Consider the following 20,181-nt stretch of genomic DNA (forward strand, 5'->3'; position numbering starts at 1 on the left):
TTCATTTTGTGTTCATAAATCATGTAACAATCCCTGTGTTATAACAATGAAAACAACAAAAACTTTCTAAAAAAATAGCGCATACACATAAATAAACGATATTATTTATAATAAAAATAAAAATTAATAGAATTTTGTTTTGATTATATCAAGGTGACAGGAATTAATATTCATTCGATTCCAGAGGTCTGTTTTTTGTACTTTTCAACTAAAAAATATTATTAAACAAATTACTAACTTTTCAACTGCTACCAGCAAAAACCAGCTATGAGAAGCATTAAAGCTAAAATAAGACTATCATTTTTAATCTTTATTCTAATCGGAAGTATAGGCGGAGGAACCTCTTATTGGTTATCAGATAAAGCCAACCAACTTCAGAAAGACAAAAACAGCATAGAACAACTTCTGCTCCACTGGTCAAACGCCAGAAAAAATGAGAAGGAATTTCTATTAGAAGACCGGAAATCCTTAGCATTTCTGGATACACAAAATTGTCCTTCCCTTGAAGAACATAAACTCCATATTGATCGGTTCTACAGTTTGCTTTCTGCTATCAAAAAAAGACCAGTAGCAGAAGATGCCCAGATAAAAATAAAGCTCAAAAAAGCAGAGGCGTTAATGCTAAGTTATGATCAAAATTTTGATCAACTTGTGCAGACTTATTTTGATCGGGGTTTTAAGGATCATGGCCTTGAAGGGGAAATGAGGCAATATGCACATGATCTGCAAAAAGGGAAATCTGAAAAGGAGAAAATCTTTGCACTTACCCTGCGGAAGCATGAAAAAGATTTTATGCTGAGGAATGATATAAAGTATAGGGATAAACTTCACCAAACGGCTCAAAACTTTGAAGCATTTATTCTTCAACAGCCTAATTCGGATTCAGTTTATCAACAAAAAATGATTTCCTATATAAAGGCGTACACCACTCATTTCGATAAGATTGTTGCGCTTGAAAAACAAATTTCAGGAAACGGAGAAAATAGCCTTTTGGCTCAACTTTCCGGCATTTCGAACACAATTCAGCCAGTGGCTGATGATTTGCAGCTTTTGATTGAATCCAAAGTGGAAGGTTTTAAAAGTTTTTCAATGCTTTTCCTGCTGGTTTCTATTTTCTTCTTAATTCTGACCGGGGTACTCATGATGATTTATTATGCCAGAATTATTTCAAACCCTATTATTTATTTACATAACAGCATTAAGGAATTTATAAAAGATGCAGATAAATATGAGGACGAAAAACTGGTAGTACGATCAAAGGATGAGATTGGACAATTAACATCAAGTTTCAAACAACTCACCAGGGGAATAAAAGATAATTTAAAAGATATATCTTCCAAAAACCAGGCACTGGAGCTCAAGGCTCAGGAAGATGAAAAAAGAAACTGGACTAACCAGGGACTGGCCCAATTTGCGGATGTCATGAAAAACAACTTTAGCAACCAGGAGGCGCTTGCTTTGGATACTTTACTTTTATTGATCAGATACACCAACAGTAATCAGGGCGGTATCTTCATTAAAAATGATCTGGAAAAAAATGGAGAAGAGACCATGAATTTGGCGGCCTGCTATGCTTACGATCGAAAAAAGTACATTAACAAAACCATTTATAAGGGAGAAGGATTATTGGGTGCCGCATGGCTGGAAAAAGATACAGTTTATATGTCGGAAATTCCGGATAACTATATTGCAATTACCTCGGGACTGGGGGGAGCTAATCCCCGGTTTTTGATAGTAGTTCCGGTTATCAACCAGGAAAAAGTGGAGGGAATTATCGAATTGGCTTCCTTTACCGATTACGAAAATCATCATCGGGAATTTATTGAACAGGTGGCTTCAAGACTGGGAACCACTATTGCCACTGTGAAAAATCAGGCACTAACCAATAAACTATTGCAGGAATCCCGTATGGCTACTGAGCAACTCCAGGCCAGTGAAGAAGAATTACGGCAAAACATGGAAGAATTACAATCCACTCAGGAGGAAATGTCCCGATCTACAGCAGAATTACAGCAAAAAATTTCTGAAGCTCAAATAAGGGACAGGCTATTATCTGAGGCGATGGATAATGTAAGCAATGGTTTATTAATCTTAGATACCAGCTTAAATATATGCTACACCAACAATAAATTGGTAAAACTGTGTGGTTTCACCCGAGGCGATTTAATAGGCAAATCAGTTAATCGGGTTTTGACAGCAAAATGGAAAATGATTCCGGAAAATGCTACTCAACAAAAGTTAGAACTAAAGAATAGTGCCGGAAAAGTAATGTCCACATTGGCAGATTTTGTTATTATCCACATTGAACACCAAAAATTTATGCTAATAACCCTAAAAAATCTTCAGCCTGTTTCTGAATTACAACCGGAGGAAGCTTAAAATTTAAACCTATTTCAGAAGGATTGATCCACAAAATTATCTATTCTTAATGTTAATTGAATATTAATTTTATTAACCGCCCTCTGATTTTTAACATAAAAATAATACTATTGTAATAAGAATTATCATTATTTAAGGAACTTTTGGTATTTGTATCTCATTACCAGATACCTAAACCTTTCATTAATTCCGATAAGGCTTAGTACAAAGGACTCAAAAAACCCAGGAAAATATGAACCAAATTGGTTGGTTTGAAAGACAATTTGAATTCCCAGGAAATCAAAATATATTTCCCTCTCTTTTGGAAAGGCTTGAAGGAACATCCATCAGACTGAGAGTAAAAACCCTTAAGATTTCCGATTCTATTCAGGTTATTCGGCCTGAAGGAAAATGGTCGATAATGGAAAATATCAGGCACCTTTTAGAAATGGAACTTGTTTGGCAGAAATTCATTTCCAGTATTTTAAAGGGTAAAAGAATAATAAATCTTTCCAATACCAAAAGTCCGGCCTCCCCACAATTAAATAATGAAAATGTTGACCATTTACTCATTCAATTTGCCGACCAAAGGAGGATAACACTGGAAACCATTTCCAAATTAAAAAATGATAAAATTTTTAAAAATGCCTTCTACACTCCATTACAAAGGCCATTAAGTATTTTGGATTTGGCCTATTATATGGCTGAACACGATGACCATCATCTGGCAAGAATTACAAATATCCACCAAACCATATCGCTGCCCACAGAAAGTTAAGGGCTTTCAATACTTAAAAGCTTGTTTATATTGAGGTCGAAATTTAACAAAACGCTTCATTTTTTTAATGAAAAGGTAACTCAATTGCTATATACATAATAGAAAAAAACTGGTTACTTTATGGAATCCGAATAATAGTAATAGCCTGGCTATTTTCTGCCCTTAAAAACCATTTTTTCATTAAGTAAAGTAATGAGTTTACCCGCTCTTCTTTTGAATTACATTGGAGCATTCGTCCGCTGGATTTACAAATGTCTTTGGAGATATTTGGAGAATAAGAAGGCTTTTACATTCATTGACTTTTTAAATGGCTCTTACATTCCAAATCTTGATATCATAAACAGAGCACAAAATGAATATTTAAATAAATACATCGGCTATTTGACCCTGATGTTTATAATCTGGACAATTACCCTTGGTATACTTCTTTTATAATCAAATCAAACTCAGATTTTCATTATGTACTTCCCCTCCCGGATAAGGGAAAATATTATTAGATTAATGAGTCAGTCTTGATAAATTCAATTGATATTTTCCCAGCTCAGCCGAAAGTAGCCCATCCAATTCTTTTACTTTTTCCTGATATTCAGGAAGATCGGCCAGGTTTTTTTCTGCCAGGGGACTTTTTGAATGATCATATAACTCTAAAGCTATTACCTCATTTGGCTTTTCGTAGTTTTGCCATCTGGTAAACCTGAAATTTTCATAGCGCATACTGTAACCCATTATCGTCTTTTTGCGGTCATAGTCAAGGTTTTCTCCTCTTGGATATTGGCTTATGGCCACCTGATTGACTTTTGCTTCAGGGTTTTCCAAGATGGGGACAAGGTTCTGCCCTTCCAGATGCGCAGGAGCTGGTAGTCCAGCCATTGCACAAAGTGTAGGATAAATATCTACCAGTTCAGCAAGAGAATTGGTTTTTTGCCCTTCCGGATTTCCTGGGTCATAAATAAACAAGGGAACTCTGGTATCCAATTCGAAATTGGTATGCTTACACCAACCTCCATAATCACCTAATTTCCATCCATGGTCTCCCCACAATACAATGATCGTATTTTTGGACAACCCCTCACTTTCCAGGGCATCCAGGAGTTTCCCCAGCTGCGCATCTATAAAACTTGTAGCCGCATAATAACCGTGAATTAAATTTTTGGAGGTTTCGTCACTCAAATATCCTTCTACCGGAATATTATGGTATTTCCGCAATTCTCCAAACTGATGTAAGGCCATTTCAGGCATTCCTTCAGGAGATTTCCTTTCCGGGATTATTATTTCAGCCGGATCGTACAAATCCCAATATTGTTGTGGAGCCACAAAGGGCAGATGGGGCTTAATAAATCCTACGGCCAAAAAGAAGGAAGAATCTTTCAGGTTTTTCAATCTCTGAACAGCATGGTCGGCAATCGTAGCATCTGTCATGTTTCCCTCGGGCATTGGAGATTTATAATACGGGAGTTTTTTACCATCAATGGCAGGAAAATCTCTTTCCAGTCCTATAGTATCTCCATGACTTATTTCCTCCGGCCTCCACAATTTCTCAGGGGGATTCGACCAGGACAAACTATCGTCTTTGTTGCCATGACCAGTGTGGTAGATTTTACCGATGCGTTCTGTAATATACCCGTGTGCTTTAAAATGTTGGGGAAGTGTGGTCACCTCAGGAACTTTCCTCCTGAAAAAAGTATATAAATCGTAGATGCCCATGACATCGGGTCGGAGGCCGGTTAAAATACTATTTCTGGAAGGGGCACAAACAGCCTGCTGGCAATAAGCCTGGTTAAACTGAGTAGATATTGCTGAAAGTCTGTCGAAATTAGGAGATTTAATCTGATGGGCACCATAACAATTCAATTCTGGCCTTAAATCATCCACAGCAATAAATAATACATTTAGCTTTTCATTTTGGGGTGCAGGTTTTTTCCCGGTGCATTGGCTAAAACAAAGTACGGCTAATAACCCGACAAACGGGTAAAGTACAACATTTTTCATTTTCAATTAGTAGGAGGCTGGCAATAAAAGGGTAATATAAGATGCCTTCCGATCATTTCATAATTTCCACCAATGATTGATTTTTCCAGCAAGGGTTCAACACTATGAACTTCAAAGAAAATTACCATGTTATTTGATGAATCTTTGCCCTGATTTCTTTAATCACAAATTGGTCGCACACAATCCCCACTCCACAGAAAAAAATATAGTTCCCTTTTACAGGAACTATATAGAAGTTGTAATTCTTTTTACAAACGAATAGTCATAGGCCAGCCGGTAAATTGTTTGGCCTCCGGTTGGGTTACATCTGCACTTCTTGGCCAGCATTCAAAAGTCACTTCATCTGTTTCCTTTTTAAATCTGATTAGTCCATAACCTGCTCCATTGGATTCATTGTCCGGGTTTGCATAGGCATGCATGGTAATTTTGTTGTTGAAACCATCATAGTAATTTCCTGTCCATGGTAAGGGATTATTTTCATCATGATTGACTCCGTTTTCCTTTTCCAGTGGCCACCACCATCTGCCATAATAATTATTCACAATTGCAGGTACCACGAATGCCCATGGGCCATCCTCATGCTCCTCAATCCCATGCTGAATGACGGTAGCCAAATGCTGATCACCCGCAATATGCACCGCATTTGCTTTTTTGATCGCTTCCAAAGCTTTATTCCTTCCCGTTTGAGGCCAGCCATTCGAATCCATATCGGCATGAAGACGGTTATCCTTTTTACCATGTAAATGAGCTCCTCCACAAAATCCTGTTTGGGAAAGTACGGCTTTAAAAGCCAATTCAGGATTTGGAGCACCCCACTGGTCCAGAAATTCCAGCTGTCTGTCTCCCAATAATTTCAATCCTTCCACATCCACACTTTTGGGATCGTAGTCCGGGTTTCGGATATGGTCGGGTCTTGGTCCTTGTTGAGGAATTTTCCCTTCCGGACCTGATTTAAATTTCCTGTCTTCTATGATGGCAAAATCTACTCCTCCAATAATCAAATTAGTGTAATAAACTCCAATTCCCTGTTCCACAGGTGTGGGATCGAATGGATCTGGTAGATGGGCAGTCTGGCAACGCTCTACCATTTTTACATATTCATGATGGTAAAAGTATCCACCATCAGAGCCTGCTGGTGTTTTGGCTATTTTGCCATTTTCACCCCACAGATTACCCTGGCCAATGTCGTGGTCATCCGGAATAGTGACACAGGGTCGTTTCCTGAACAAATCCCTGAATTGCAGGCCAAATTTCAACCAGGCTGCCGTATGCTCTTTATGATCATAGGATTGATCTCCGGCAAAAAACACCAGATCAGGATCCTGGTGATTAATATTCCTGATATAATTTTCCCGCATGCCCCTGTCTTTATTAGAATTACAGGACATGGCCGCCACCACAATTTCTGATTTATCCTTTGGATCTTTCCTGATTTTACCCTCAAAGGAGGCACTTTCTCCATGCAACAGGCGATAAGCAACATCTTTGGAATCATCCCAGTTTTCTACCCGGAATAAAGCAGACCACCCCAGGTCATTCACGTTTTGTCTTTGAATTTCTTTCCAGCTCCCATTTTCATTGATTTCAAGAATTACTTCCCTGGATTCATTGGGGTAAAGTGGAAAAAGCTGAGCAGATAGTTTAAGCGTCTGATTGGCTACAGTATAAATTCCAAAAGCGATAACATCTTTGCGATCTACTTTCAAATTGACAATATTATTTTCGGCTCTGTTCCACCAGTCGTTGATACAAAGCGTATCCACATCCGAAAATGGAGCAATAACCGGAGGAGTATCAGCTACTTTTTCATCCTCAGCCGGTTTATTACAACTGTAAAAAATAAATCCAAATAGCAGGAGAAGGTATGTCAAGGAAAATTTCATGTTTTATAAAGTTTGTGTTATATAAATTCAGGTTAATCCGATTCAAGTATTTTTAAAATTAATAAAATCAATATGCAGTGCCTGTTTCCTTTTCCGAAACAGGTTTAAACCCAAGGGAATCTACAGGAAATTGAATAGCACCTACAGTTTTATTCATCCCTCTTTGCTGACCAAGTAAATCGATTGTATAAAATTCTTTTTCAGGAATTTCTAATTGAAAGGAAGGCGTTTTTTGGGTAGGCAATCCTATGTGATTATTCTGAAATTCCAACACGGGATCTGCCTCAAAAAAACCTTTAGCCAAAGGTTGGGGTTTACCGAATACCAAATTATTACTCCATATGAAATTCTCTGGTTCATCATCTTGAACCAGTTTTACAAAAGGAGAATCTTCACCATCCTGTTTCGAGTAAAAAAGGTTGCCTAAAATAAAACAATCTTTTGGTACTGTTCCATTAGGATGCTTTGAATGATTGAGGCCAATAGTCAGTGTTTTCCTACAATCAATAAAAGTATTGAAGGAAACTTCTCCATTTTCCACCCGAACGTATAAATAATCTGGAGTACCATCCATCATGGAAACACCAAATTGTCCAAGTTTGTGGAAATAATTATGGGCTACAACTTGTCCGCTACCCTGGAATCTTACGCCCCCACTCCCATTTTCTCCTTCACCAAAAAAGTAATTTTCAGTAACCTGGTTATTATCCCCATGCCGCAATACCAAAGCTCCTTTAGATTCCCTGAAAGTATTATTTCTGATAATATTTCCATTCGATTTCACCGAAATAATTTCTGATTCCCCATTGCACCTAATAAACAGGTTTTTTTCAATAATACTATTACAATCCCCGGCAGGCGGATCGAATGGATTTCCTTTGGTGATCAATTGTAGGGTTTCATAACCATTGCTTTCCATACCCTTAGGGATATCTTTAAACAGGTTATGGTGAATATGATGCTGTTCATTTTGATTCAGTACAATTACCTGAACCATCTGGCACCCTTTTTTTGTGGTGGTATTTCCTGTTTTATTTTCGAATGTATTATGGTCAATTTCAATTTTTTTGCTTCCTGGTAGAACCCTCACCCATTTATTAGCTTTAGAATCCGAAAAATGACATTGGGTCAGTCGGCAGTCTTCTCCTTCTATTTCCACACTCCCTCTCCCTTCAAACTGAATTCCTTCAAGAGAAAAATAATCAGATTTCAGTTTGAGCCCGCTTTTAAAGGTGACCTTTCCTGGATTTTTAGCTAGTATTCGAATCAGTTTTCCTTCTGTACCTTTGGCGGATAATTCCAGATTATCCCCTTCAAATACGCCATCAGCCAGGAAAATATCAGTTCCTGGAGAAGCGATTTCCACAACCTTTTTTAATTCCTCCAGATTGGTGACCAATATTTCTTCCTCAGCAGGCTGACAAGCCAGAAGCAGATAAAAAATCAGTAATTCAAAAATTACTGTTAGTGTAACTTTCATGTTTTTGAAGTTTCTTAGAATGTGGAAATCAATTTAAGAAAGATTTTTCGGGAGCATTTCCCTCTATTCAGCCAGAGCAACTGATTTATTGTAAGAATGGTGATCATCAGATTTTTCAATTTTTATTTAGCAGACCCTAAAGGTTGTGAATTTTTTTTGTTTTAAAAAATTTCAGAAAGGAAGTAAAATTTAGAGGCAACAAAAAAGGCTTTATCCCCACTATGTTTGTCAATCGGGGACTTTTGATTAAAGTAAAATTTTTTAAAGGAAGGGCTCCAGCAGAATTGTAAAGAAACCTGCTGATTTTGTTTCCGAATGAAAGTTATTCCAGTATGATATTAACCTGCAAAAAGGTGTTAAAGAATTACAAAGATTAGTCAATAAATTGAACAGGCTGTGGCAGTTTAGCCTTATTTTTTTCTCCTTGCACAGGTATGGTTAAGGTAAAAGTTGTACCCTTACCCACTTCACTTTTCACTGTAACCTCTCCATTTAGAGGTTTGATGGCCTGTTTTACAATAAATAGACCTAAGCCATTCCCTTTAGACTGAATAGCCCCTTTGTAAAACATTTCAAAAATATTGGGTATCTCTTTCTCCTCAATACCAATACCGTTATCAGCAATTTTCACGATTAACACTTTATTGTTTTTAACCTCAAAACTCACTACAACCTCGGGCTTTTGGTATTGAAAAATAAGTGCATTTTCTACAATAGCTTTTAGGATTAATTTAAGAAGCACAGGTTTGGATATAAAAATAAATTCTTCGGGGTATTGATAAGATATAGATCCTGAGTGGTCTTTAAACTCATTTTTTAAATAGGCAATTAACCTCGTTATCCCAATACTTTGCTCTGAGGAAGGGTAATTATGGATGGTACTGATTGCCAACAATTTTTCAAGTGTCTTACTCATATCCCAAACCACTTCATCGAACATGGGCAAATAGCTTTTCTCTTGCTCATTCTCATCCAATTTGGCCAACTGTAAAAGACCTTCTATTCTGGCTAAAGGTCCTTTTAAATCATGCGAAGTTCTATACAGGAATAAGTTTAATTCTTCCTTCGCCAGCATTAGCTCTGTGGTTCTATGAGCCACAATTTCTTCCAGATTTTGATTAATTGTATTGATTTCTTCATTGACCTGAGATAGTCTTTCTGACTTTTGGGTAATCTCATCCCTTTGAGCCTTTATTTTGATATTTTTATGTCCCATCTCCAATGTTTTATTTGAAAGATCATAGGACCAGTAACCGCAAACCAGAAATATAAAGGTGGCCAGAAAAATATGGATTAAAAAAGTCTGTAAATCCATATATTGTAATTGGGTAAAATAAATCTCATCCACACCGGAAAATTGCAAATAAGCAAATAATCCATGATGAATAGCCACTATTAAGGATAGTGGGAGTTGTAATTTCCAGTTTTGGTAAATAATTAAAAGTGTGCTTCCTATAAATGCCCAAAAATGCATTTCAAACATGCCATGCATTTGATAAATAAACTGAGCCATAAAAATGGCATAAGAGGCACTGGCTACATATTGGTTGAGATTACTTTCTGGTAATAGTTTTAATGTTGAGAAATAAGCGAGTAAACAAAGTGATCCTACACCTATTCCAATTATCCAGGTATCATAAACGGGAGAAATAAGGATACCAAACAGAAAATATCCTGTTAGAGTATAAGAGGTTATTTTATTTGCCTTTTCCCTTATATCCTTAAAAATATATCTGGATTGGTTATTTGATAAAATACTTTCTTCGTTATGACGCATTGTCAGCATTTTAATTTAGTAGACACTATCATAATAAAGGACTACTATCATTTATTTTAATGTAAGATTTGAAATTTAGTGAAACAGGAAATATTACCACTGACCCCCTAAATATTCAGTATAAAATAGGTTAATTAAATTTCAAAAATGCTGAAAAAAGGGTTAAGTCATTCTTTTTTGAATACTGACAACCATATGCCTGAGTGGCCCAGTTTTCAAAATTGGATGGAGGTAACCCATTCAGTAATTGATTAATAGCTATTTCAGCATAGTTACTTTGAGGAAGGGTACAATATCTCGACTTGTTATAATTCCCCCGATAATATAAAGTGTTTTTTTGATCGAGTATAACAGCCTGTGGAGTTGAATATACGCCACATGATTTTGCCAATTCTTTTTCCTCGTTATCTATCAGGATCTCAATAGAATTCCCGAAAAATTCTTTTACAGCTTCCTCATCAGAACCAAAGGGAACAACAACAGTAAAGTTGACATCTTCTTTATAGGTATCCATTAAATAACTTACATGTTTGGTATTAAAGCGGGAACAAGGACAAGAAGGGTTAAAAAAATGAAGCAGTTTTACTTTCCCGGATTGATCATCAAATTTCCCTTCAAAATTCACCTTACTTAACACAGGAATATCGATATGATTTTGTGGAACAGGTGTGGGCCTGGAATACTGTAATTCCTGATTCCAGAATAGAAAGACTATACAAAAGCTAATTGATATTAATATTGCTATAACAACAACGTATTTGGTCATGGCTCTAGGTTGAAATTTCAAGTAGCCAAAATTATGTGGGAAATAATAAAAATTCCCCTGAATCAACAGTTATTAACAATTAATTGCATTCCAGTGATATATGCTAAGTCCTGAATTAAGCTATTGGGAAGTTTAATTTGTTTTAAAGCGGATGTCTTGTCATATTATGAAAAACAAAATGGTGTGGAGGGAAGGGTCAGCCCCAGATAGACTGAAGTGTGAGATGAAAACCACCTCTAAAAAATTGAATTTTAGAGGTGGTTGGTAAGAGGATTATTAAGGCATATCAGGCAATTTCCAAGGATCTCTGTAGGTGTGCTTGATCAGCTCTGCAGCAAATCCTTTGGCATTTATAGGATCAGTCCAGGTCTTCTGGAATCTTGGACGACCATCTTCCATTTTAAAGGTATCGCTCACTACCATTTTGACGCTATCATTATCATTAAGGTTTGTAAATTCCATTTTCTCTCCATCCCAAAGCAATTCTTTGTTTAAACCTTGTAAACGAACAGCTAAAACACCCATCACCACCATTTCATTGAATGGTCCGGCAGCTTCAAAGTTAGAGGTAGCTTCTACCCTGTTTTCTTTACTTTCTTTACAAGCTCTTATCCAGTCTTTATGGTGTCCACCGCTCCCCTCTTCAATGGTTCTGCGGAATTTTGGTGCATTAGGTGTCCTCCCTGACAATAACCAAGGCTTCACGCCATAGCAACCACAAATCAATTTATCTTTTTTACCATGGAAAATTACCCCACCACCTGAAACATTAAATTCTTTACCATCAGGCCAGCCCTCAGGAAGCATAGGTTTAATTCCTCCATCAGACCAGTGAACTTCTACCTCTGGAAGTTTAACCTTCATTTTCTTTTTCGACTTCCTTTCCGGAAATACCATTTTTACAGATTGTGCATTTGGAGCGCAATCTTCTAACAACAAGGTAGAATTTCCCTGAACTTTTGTAGGGTAACCCAATTCCAGACTTTCAAATACAGGATGTAAAATATGACAGGCCATATCTCCTAAAGCACCAGTTCCAAAATCCCACCAACCTCTCCAGTTCCACGGGTGGTAAACTTCGTTGTAAGGTCTCATTTTAGCCGGGCCAATAAATAAATCCCAATCAAGGGTTTCAGGAACCCAATGACCTTGGCCAGGAGTATTTAAACCCTGGGGCCAGATAGGCCGGTTAGTAAACGATTCAACTTTGGTAACTTCTCCTATTTCTCCATTGGCAATCCATTCTACCATTTGGCTTACACCATCACCCGAAGCTCCCTGATTTCCCATTTGTGTAGCTACACCATGTTTGGCAGCCAGTCTGGTCAGTAATCTTGATTCATAAACTGAATGGGTAAGTGGTTTTTCCAGGTAAACATGCTTACCCATAGTAATGGCATGCGATGCAATAATAGCATGGGTATGATCTGCAGTCGCAATCATAACCGCATCTATATCATTACCCATCTCATCAAACATTTTCCTCCAGTCTTTGAATTTTTTGGCTTTTCCATATTTTTCAAAAACCGGGGCACTATATTTCCAATCTACATCACAAAGTGCCACTATGTTTTCAGCTTCCATATTTTTCAGGTTGGAAGAACCTTTTCCGCCTATCCCTATTCCGGCAATATTTAATTTATCACTCGGGGCTTTGTATCCCAAACCGGCAATCACATTACTGGGTAAGATTGTAACACCTGCGGCCGCAGCCATCGAAGTCCCTATAAAGGATCTTCTCGAAACATTTGTTAGTTGTTTTTTCTTTTTCATTTTTTAAATTTTAGTAATCAAATTATAGTCATGCCACTCAGATTAGAGCTTGTTTAAGTTTTGTTTTTCACAGTGAAAAATGTCAGAATAGGGTTTTCGGGTTATGATAAATTTATATTAATAGCAGCGCTATTGGTGATTTTTATTATCAACCGAATTTCCTTTAATGGCATTTTGCAGTTGAAAGGATTAAATTTAAACATGATCTGAATAAACAGGGCAAATTATCTTTCCTCTTCTCAAAAATAGTATTTTTTCTGAATCTAAAAGGAGGACAACCCAAGTTACTTGCTACTTGTCTTTGAGAGGGGGATTATTGACGCTCAAACAGGTTTTTTGCAGGCTGGTTTAGTGGTCCAAATTTGCCTTAATTGGAAAATCAACATAGAAGAGATAAGTTATTGAAAAGCTAAAAAAATAAAACCCAAAACGCTAAAAATTAAACAGCTTTTGGGTTTAAGTAAATTAAAAATATATTTCTACCAATCAGATTCCTACAAAATCATGGATATGATCAAGTGACATGCGGTCATTTAAGCCTTGAGAATAATGAATTTTTCTAATTATTAGCTTTTCATCCAAAAGAAATTCTGCAGGGATTGTGGTAATGGATTCCTTCTCTTCCATTACATGGACTGGTAAACCCAGTAGCTTAGCTTTTATGGAAGTTTGGATAAATGAAGTTAAATGACTTTTTACAGATTTGGATTTTGAATTTTCAACACCATAAGTTTGATACCAGATTTTCTCCGCATCCGAAAGTAATGGAATTGGGGATATTTCTCTATGAAATGTGCTATTGAGCAATACCCTTTCCGGAGACTCAAAGAAAAAGATCATTTCCAGGTTTTTAGCTTTCAATTCTTCATATTTTTTTTGAAGAAAATGGACACGCAAATTGCAAAAAGGACAGCCTGCATGTCTGAAAAAAGCAATGAATACCTTTTTCCCACGATAATCCTCCAAATTTATAGACCTGCCAAAAATATCTTTCAAATTAAATATTGGTGCCGAAACATTGAGATCCAGTGTGACTCTGTTCTTGATTTTTAAATTTTCCATATTAAAAACCAAACGTCTATCAGGGTTTTGGATTATCTATGGCCATTAAATCGGTCATTTGGCTGGAAGCATATTTCTAATGGCTGTGATTTTCCACATGTTTTCCTCATAACTCACGATAAAAGTACTCCACATTTTTCTCACTGAACCATCCTCCATTTTTATTTCGTATCTGGTATCTGCAATCCCACAGTTTTGATGTATAAACCGAATTTTCTCCACCGTAATAGTGCGTGACCCGGGGTTTTTCTTCGAGCTGCGCATCATACCAGACAAGGCGGCCGTTTTTCCTACCCTCCATTCCCCGGTTGACACTAACTGATCAATTTCATCAGTAATGATCTGTCTTAATAAGTTGGCATCTTTTTGCTCCCTGGCCTGGCTGTAATTATCTATCAGCTCACGGATTTCTTCCTTGTCTTTTTCTTCATTTCTTGTTTCCTGGGCAAAAATTGAAGTACAAGTTATAATTTGGATGGCAAAGATCAGAAGGATGTATTTCATGTTTATTGAGGTTATCTAAAGAGCAGAAAAACTTATTTTGTCATAAATTTCCAGGAAATATCAGAATAGCCAAAATATTCTCCTTCTATTTTCTCAAGTTCACCATTTTGAGTTTCACTGTTTTCTACTTTTAGCCTGGTCCAGGAAAAATCTCCTTTTTCATAATTAAAAGTTTCTCCATCATCATCATAAAGTAAAAAACTACCCGGAGCTTTTCCATAATATTTTATTTCCAAAGGTAAATCTTCATCTTTTTGAGGAGCATGTAAATCAGGTGCTATCATTGGAATAATTCCTCCGTCTTTTACAAAAAGTGGAATTTCCTCCAATTTGGCCTCTACCTGAATGATTTCATCTTCACCTGCAAATTCTCCAGAATAGAAATCATACCATTTACCTTTAGGCAGTACTACATTTCTGAAAGTTTCTCCAGTAAAAACAGGTGCCACCAGAATATTTTCTCCAAACATATACTGATCCTTCAATTCATTTTTCAGCGCCATTTCATAAGGATTTTCAGTATCATCCAGGTCTCCTTTTACGGAAATTTCCTTCATTGAAAAATTTCCCAGAAGTTGCATGGGTCTGATTGGTGGAGTGCCATTAAAATGATAATCTGCAAAAGTAGAATAGATATAAGGTAATAACTGCATCCTTAATAAGGCCACCTCCTTCACTTCCTTATAAACTTCCGGGTATGACCATGGCTTGGTTCCACTCGACCAGGCATTAATCATAGCCATAGGAGAAAAGCACACAGATTGCATTCTTCTGAGCCATTCCTCTCCGGTGGCTGATTGTCTAACTTCGGGTGTCCATAGCAGACCTGAAAACCCAGAATTAATTAAAGCGGTAATAAAATCCCGATGATTGTAATAATCATTGTAAAGCACAAATGGCAAATGAGCAGCTCCCGCATTAGATGCCCTCACCAATCCATAAGTTCTGCGATTATTTTCATGATACAAATCCGCCACCATATCCTGAAGGAGTAACCCATAAATCTGGCGCATTTTTTCAGCACTTACTCCAGAGGGAAAAGTAGCTAAATCGGGCCAAAGCCAGTTGTCATATCCATCCACTTCGTCTATTTTTAATCCTGAAACTCCAATATCCAATTGATTTTTCTTATAAAAATCAATGAATAATTTCCGAGGCGCTTCCATAGTATAATCAGGGACAATCCCATTCCATACACTATGCGATCCGGCATAAGGCAACATTTTTTCATGTAATTTGGCTTTTGGAGCTATATATGGATTGATCCATAAATTAGTTTTCACTCCTTTGTTAAGTAGTCTTTTTACAAACTCTTCAGGGTTGGGAAACCTCTCTTCATCCCATTCATAGGAGCAGGGATAGGAGCGGTTCATCCAGCCTGGCTCCAGGCCAATAAAATCAAGAGGAAAACCATTTTTCTTAAATTCCTGAACTTCATTCTCCACTTCAACCGAGGAATATAAAGTGTGTGTACGATAGGTAAACCCCAAGCCCCATTTTGGTGGTAAATATCCTCCTCCACAATACAAGTTATACTTCCGGACCACATCTAAAGTGGTTTCTGCATTAAATACTATTATTTCCACATTTTCAGCGGGAATGAGGAGTTCCACCACATCTGATTTGGGCTGGGGGTCCCAATTTTTATCCGTATTTCTGTCGTAAACCGGAGGTTTATTCCGGCTATCTATCCGAACAGAACTTCCCACATATGCTGTAATATAACTCGCTGAATTGATCAGAACACCATATCCTTTGCTAGACACATAAAAAGGAACTGGAGCATGTGTTCTTCCATTATCTCTTCCTCCATAATGATCCACCCGGAGGTTATATATTTTTGATCGATGATTGATATTTTTGAACTGTAGACCAAATCCATAAATTTGTTCTTCGTCATCAAGCGGAAGTCGTATAAAGGTTTTGTGGTTTTCCTTAGTGATATTGATCAAGTCTTTGGCAAAAGGAAATTCAATAGATGGAAAAGATTTTAGTTTTTCCAGGTTGGGTTTTGCATCAGCGGCTTTTAACGGATTTAACTTTTCTTCTGTCCCAACAGTATATTTCCAAATACCATTGGCCACTGGCTGCCAATCCTTCCTTTTTTCTTTTTCATTACAACTGAAAATGAATAGGATTAAAGTAAGTAAAATTAGTTTTTCGCTTTTCATATTTAATTTAATTCAGAAGTATTTCTCTCTTAAATCTCCTTCTCCATCACCACAGTATCATGCCCCTTATAAATCACTCTTTCAATTTCCTTCCAGCCACATTTTTTATAAAGTGACTCTGCGGTGAATGTATACAAATAAAGCTTTTCCAATTGTTGCTGCCGGGCACAATTCTCAATCTCATCCAAAAGCATTTTCCCAAACCCCCGATTTCTATAATCCTCATCAATGTATAATAATGCTACCCAGGGTTGATAGATCCTCAAATTTTCATATTCCCTGAAAATACTCACCTCATTTCCCACACCACCTGAGCCTACTACTACACCATCCAATGACAATACCAGTTGGAATAAAACATCCTCACTAGGCTGATTTGTCAGTCGGGAGATAGTCCTTTCTTTCGGTGTTTCCCACTCTTCCTGGTACCAATTGGCTATTTTGGTAATGGCAGGCAAGTCATAAGGGTCCAGCTTTCGGATATTGATTTTCGCTTCCATATTTAAAAATAGGAATGTTTTTCAAATAACCCTTTAGGTTGTCTTTTCAAAAGCATTTAAAAAATATCAATACTACAATTAGGAAATTCAAAATAATACATTCACCTTTGCAATACTACAAATAGGAGATTGCATGAAAACTTATCCTTTAGGAGAATTCGAAGAGATTGTTTTACTCACAGTAGGCGTACTTTATAATGAAGCCTATGGTGTAGCCATAAAAGATGCCATTGAAGAAAAAGCCAACCGAAAAGTAAGTGTTGGTGCATTACAATCTGCATTAAAAAGAATGGAGAAAAAAGGCTACCTGGAATCGAAATCTGGTGAGGCAAACACACAGCGAGGTGGCAAGCCAAAACGATATTATTTCATTACGGCATATGGAAAACAGGCTTTACAGCAAAGCCGGGATATTCGCACAAAACTTTGGGATTCTATTCCAAAACTTGCCCTTGACTTCAAACTGTCATGATAAAAAAGTTAATTACCCGATTTCTACAATGGTTTTGCAACCCCGATTTTTATGATGAAATCCAGGGTGATCTGGAAGAAATCTACCAAAGAAACTTGTCTCGGGGAAATCATTATGCCCAAAGAAAATATTTTTTCCAGATCATAATACTATTTCGACCAAGCCTGATGCGCCCATTTTTTCAAAAATCAATAATCAACACTGGAATGTTCAGAAGTTATCTCAAAATCAGTAGCCGAATTTTATGGCGACAAAAATTTTACACTACCATAAATGTACTTGGATTAGCCGTGGGGATGGGAGTTTGTTTGTTAATTTGCCAGTACATTTACTTTGAAAAAAGTTTTGATCGATTTCATGAAAAAGCGGATTCAATTTATAGAATTACCCAAACTGCAATCAGAAATGGGGAGGTTTTGGCAAAAGGAGTTGATGTAACTTACGGACTAGGGGCTGAAGGAAAAAAATCCATTCCTGAAGTAAAAGAAATGGTTAGGATAGTTAAGGAAGATATTGGCTATATTTTAATTAATGAAGAAAAACATGTGCAACATCAGGAAAATAATATTTGGTTCGCAGATGCTAATTTCCTGGAAATGTTCAGCTTTCCATTAAAGTATGGTGACCCTTCCTCTGCATTAAAAGAAATGTATAACATCGTACTTACAGAAACTATGGCAATCAAATATTTTAGCCATACAGATATTTTTGGGGAGCAAATAAGAATTAGTGCAGGAGTTTATAGCGGTGAGTTTGTTGTTACTGGTATTCTGGAAAATATACCGGAAAACAGTCATTTGCAATTCGATTTTCTTTTGCCACTTAATTACATTCTGGAAAAAGACCGCTCCTATAAAGTTGGAGGAGGATGGTTTTATGATAGTTTCGCCACTTATATTCGAATGGATGATGATGTTGATAAAAGTCTGGTTGCCAAAAAGTTTGACGATGTTATTCTCACCAATATGGGTGAAAATTTGAAAAATAGCAATATGACATTAAAAACTGGTTTCCAGCCTTTGACAGCTATTCATCTCCATTCGAAAGGCCTTTCAGGGCAAGTCTCAGAAAATAATGGTGATGAAAATGATATTCATTTTTTTGCATTAATAGGCATATTTATACTGATAATAGCCTGGATTAATTACATTAATCTTTCAACAGCAAGAGCAATGCAAAGAAGAAAGGAAGTTGGTGTTCGAAAATCTATTGGAGCAGTGAAAAGTCAGTTAATGTATCAGTTTTTAACTGAATCTGCACTAATTAATTTGCTTGCTGCTTCTATTGCAATAATGCTGACTATTATATTAATGCCTTTACTTAATAATCTGGTCGATCACCAATTAAATTTTACCCTTTGGCAATCTCCTGTTTTTCTGGTTGGATTTCTATTTAGTTTGGCTTTTGGGACTTTCCTTTCAGGATTATACCCGGCTTTTATCCTCTCGGGAATCAGTCCGGTCAATGCTTTCAAAACTAAAATAAATTATCATGGGAAAACTGGCATTAACCTTAGAAAAGGGCTAATCATATTTCAATTTATGATTGCTGTTACCCTTGTCGCTGGTACTTATCTGGTTTACCAACAAATTCAGTTCATGAAACAAAAAGACCTAGGATATGAATTGAATAAAATATTAGTACTCAATGGTCCACGAGTAGTATTAGAGTCCCTAAAATCTGAAGGAACAACTTTACTTGCCAAATATCAAACTTTTAAAAATCACCTTTTAAGTCATCATTCTGTTGCCGAAGTTTCAGCTTCAGGAGATGTTCCGGGGAAGGGATATATGTTTGAAGGAGGAATTAGGAAACTCGGTGACGGTAAAGAAATGGAGAAAATCACAAATGCAACTTTTATAGATGCTAGTTTTTCACAAATTTATAATTTCGAATTTTTAGCCGGGAAGCCATTTTCCGATGAAATGTCTAACAGATCTGGAATAATCATCAATGAAAAATTACGACAAGAATTAGGATTTAATTCACCAGAGGAAGCACTATTTCAAAAACTGCTTCTTGTTACTGAGGATACTCTGGAAATTAAAGCAGTGGTCAAAAATGTATATTGGAATTCCCTAAAAAATCCTCATCAGCCAGGAATTTATTGGCTAGACCATGATTATGGTGCCTACTTTTCAATACAATTTAACACTACGAACCTTCCCGAAACCATTTCCCATATTGAAAAATCCTATAAAAAGGTTTTTCCAAACGATCCCTTTGAGTTTACTTTCCTGGATGAAGATTTTAACCGACAATACAAATCCGATTTACAATTTGGAAAGCTATTTTCAGTCTTTTCTGTTTTAGCAATTTTAATTGCTTGTTTAGGACTTTTTGCCCTGGTTTCATTTTCTGCATCTTTAAGAATTAAAGAAATTGGTATTCGAAAAGTTTTAGGGGCAAGTATGAGTAATTTAATGTTTTTACTGTCAAAAGAATATTTCTTATTGCTTGCTGTTGCCATCTTCCTGGCATTCCCAATTGTAATTTTCTGGGGGAATTCCTGGTTGGAAAACTTTGCTTTCAAAACTGAAATAGGGATAGATTTATTCCTAATACCCACACTCGTTTTTATAGTGATTTCATTGATAACTGTGAGTTATAAAACTTTTTCTACAGCTAAAGCTAACCCTGTAAAAGCATTAAAAGTTGAAAATTAGCC

At 36.6% G+C, this 20,181-nt stretch carries 14 protein-coding genes; 4 read left to right on the forward strand and 10 right to left on the reverse strand.

Features of this window, described 5'->3' with window-relative positions:
- Nucleotides 1-267: 267 nt before the first annotated feature.
- Both A3EM_RS46680 and A3EM_RS0136770 read left to right on the forward strand, forming a co-directional pair.
- On the forward strand, nt 268-2,379 hold the full coding sequence (locus tag A3EM_RS46680) for a GAF domain-containing protein (RefSeq protein ID WP_020533250.1): 2,112 nt from the start codon (nt 268-270) through the stop codon (nt 2,377-2,379).
- 232 nt (nt 2,380-2,611) lie between these two features.
- The gene (locus A3EM_RS0136770) at nt 2,612-3,136 is read left to right on the forward strand and encodes a DinB family protein (RefSeq protein ID WP_020533251.1); all 525 of its coding nucleotides are present in this window, start codon (nt 2,612-2,614) and stop codon (nt 3,134-3,136) included.
- 498 nt (nt 3,137-3,634) lie between these two features.
- Here the strand turns inward: A3EM_RS0136770 and A3EM_RS44810 are convergent, their stop codons facing one another.
- The 10 genes from A3EM_RS44810 to A3EM_RS0136835 form a co-directional block, all read right to left on the reverse strand.
- Nucleotides 3,635-5,125 carry a sulfatase gene (locus A3EM_RS44810; RefSeq protein WP_020533253.1) on the reverse strand — a complete coding sequence of 497 codons (1,491 nt, stop codon included), beginning with the start codon at nt 5,123-5,125 and terminating at the stop codon, nt 3,635-3,637.
- Nucleotides 5,126-5,373: 248 nt separating this feature from the next.
- Entirely contained in the window at nt 5,374-7,008 is a 1,635-nt protein-coding gene (locus A3EM_RS0136790) for an alkaline phosphatase D family protein (protein ID WP_020533255.1), read from the reverse strand.
- 67 nt (nt 7,009-7,075) lie between these two features.
- On the reverse strand, nt 7,076-8,488 hold the full coding sequence (locus A3EM_RS0136795; RefSeq protein ID WP_020533256.1) for a polysaccharide lyase 6 family protein: 1,413 nt from the start codon (nt 8,486-8,488) through the stop codon (nt 7,076-7,078).
- A gap of 373 nt (nt 8,489-8,861) precedes the next feature.
- Nucleotides 8,862-10,265 (reverse strand): sensor histidine kinase, encoded by a 1,404-nt coding sequence (locus tag A3EM_RS44815; protein ID WP_020533257.1) that lies wholly within the window; start codon nt 10,263-10,265, stop codon nt 8,862-8,864.
- A gap of 130 nt (nt 10,266-10,395) precedes the next feature.
- Complete coding sequence (locus A3EM_RS44820; RefSeq protein WP_020533258.1) at nt 10,396-11,031, reverse strand: TlpA family protein disulfide reductase; 636 nt, start codon at nt 11,029-11,031, stop codon at nt 10,396-10,398.
- A 276-nt stretch (nt 11,032-11,307) separates the two neighbouring features.
- Nucleotides 11,308-12,804: a Gfo/Idh/MocA family protein gene (locus A3EM_RS0136815; RefSeq protein ID WP_026210816.1), complete on the reverse strand. Its 1,497-nt coding sequence runs from the start codon at nt 12,802-12,804 to the stop codon at nt 11,308-11,310.
- A 486-nt stretch (nt 12,805-13,290) separates the two neighbouring features.
- Nucleotides 13,291-13,866: a redoxin domain-containing protein gene (locus A3EM_RS0136820; protein WP_020533261.1), complete on the reverse strand. Its 576-nt coding sequence runs from the start codon at nt 13,864-13,866 to the stop codon at nt 13,291-13,293.
- A 54-nt stretch (nt 13,867-13,920) separates the two neighbouring features.
- A complete protein-coding gene (locus A3EM_RS0136825; RefSeq protein ID WP_020533262.1) occupies nt 13,921-14,370 on the reverse strand; it encodes a YybH family protein in 450 nt (149 codons plus the stop codon).
- 32 nt (nt 14,371-14,402) lie between these two features.
- Nucleotides 14,403-16,541 (reverse strand): glycoside hydrolase family 31 protein, encoded by a 2,139-nt coding sequence (locus A3EM_RS0136830; RefSeq protein ID WP_020533263.1) that lies wholly within the window; start codon nt 16,539-16,541, stop codon nt 14,403-14,405.
- A 29-nt stretch (nt 16,542-16,570) separates the two neighbouring features.
- A complete protein-coding gene (locus tag A3EM_RS0136835; RefSeq protein ID WP_020533264.1) occupies nt 16,571-17,041 on the reverse strand; it encodes a GNAT family N-acetyltransferase in 471 nt (156 codons plus the stop codon).
- Nucleotides 17,042-17,174: 133 nt separating this feature from the next.
- Between A3EM_RS0136835 and A3EM_RS0136840 the strand changes: the two genes are divergently transcribed.
- Both A3EM_RS0136840 and A3EM_RS0136845 read left to right on the forward strand, forming a co-directional pair.
- On the forward strand, nt 17,175-17,513 hold the full coding sequence (locus A3EM_RS0136840) for a PadR family transcriptional regulator (RefSeq protein WP_020533265.1): 339 nt from the start codon (nt 17,175-17,177) through the stop codon (nt 17,511-17,513).
- A complete protein-coding gene (locus A3EM_RS0136845) occupies nt 17,510-20,179 on the forward strand; it encodes an FtsX-like permease family protein (protein ID WP_020533266.1) in 2,670 nt (889 codons plus the stop codon). Before A3EM_RS0136840 ends, A3EM_RS0136845 begins: the two co-directional genes overlap by 4 nt.
- Nucleotides 20,180-20,181 lie beyond the last annotated feature (2 nt).

Origin of the sequence: Flexithrix dorotheae DSM 6795 (assembly GCF_000379765.1) — a bacterium.
GTDB classification, from domain to species: Bacteria; Bacteroidota; Bacteroidia; order Cytophagales; family Flammeovirgaceae; genus Flexithrix; species Flexithrix dorotheae.

Coding starts and splice junctions, on each gene's coding strand:
- A3EM_RS46680 (WP_020533250.1), top strand. CDS start 268: ATGAGAAGCATTAAAGCTAAAATAAGACTATCATTTTTAATCTTTATT.
- A3EM_RS0136770 (WP_020533251.1), top strand. CDS start 2,612: ATGAACCAAATTGGTTGGTTTGAAAGACAATTTGAATTCCCAGGAAAT.
- A3EM_RS44810 (WP_020533253.1), bottom strand. CDS start 5,125: ATGAAAAATGTTGTACTTTACCCGTTTGTCGGGTTATTAGCCGTACTT.
- A3EM_RS0136790 (WP_020533255.1), bottom strand. CDS start 7,008: ATGAAATTTTCCTTGACATACCTTCTCCTGCTATTTGGATTTATTTTT.
- A3EM_RS0136795 (WP_020533256.1), bottom strand. CDS start 8,488: ATGAAAGTTACACTAACAGTAATTTTTGAATTACTGATTTTTTATCTG.
- A3EM_RS44815 (WP_020533257.1), bottom strand. CDS start 10,265: ATGCGTCATAACGAAGAAAGTATTTTATCAAATAACCAATCCAGATAT.
- A3EM_RS44820 (WP_020533258.1), bottom strand. CDS start 11,031: ATGACCAAATACGTTGTTGTTATAGCAATATTAATATCAATTAGCTTT.
- A3EM_RS0136815 (WP_026210816.1), bottom strand. CDS start 12,804: ATGAAAAAGAAAAAACAACTAACAAATGTTTCGAGAAGATCCTTTATA.
- A3EM_RS0136820 (WP_020533261.1), bottom strand. CDS start 13,866: ATGGAAAATTTAAAAATCAAGAACAGAGTCACACTGGATCTCAATGTT.
- A3EM_RS0136825 (WP_020533262.1), bottom strand. CDS start 14,370: ATGAAATACATCCTTCTGATCTTTGCCATCCAAATTATAACTTGTACT.
- A3EM_RS0136830 (WP_020533263.1), bottom strand. CDS start 16,541: ATGAAAAGCGAAAAACTAATTTTACTTACTTTAATCCTATTCATTTTC.
- A3EM_RS0136835 (WP_020533264.1), bottom strand. CDS start 17,041: ATGGAAGCGAAAATCAATATCCGAAAGCTGGACCCTTATGACTTGCCT.
- A3EM_RS0136840 (WP_020533265.1), top strand. CDS start 17,175: ATGAAAACTTATCCTTTAGGAGAATTCGAAGAGATTGTTTTACTCACA.
- A3EM_RS0136845 (WP_020533266.1), top strand. CDS start 17,510: ATGATAAAAAAGTTAATTACCCGATTTCTACAATGGTTTTGCAACCCC.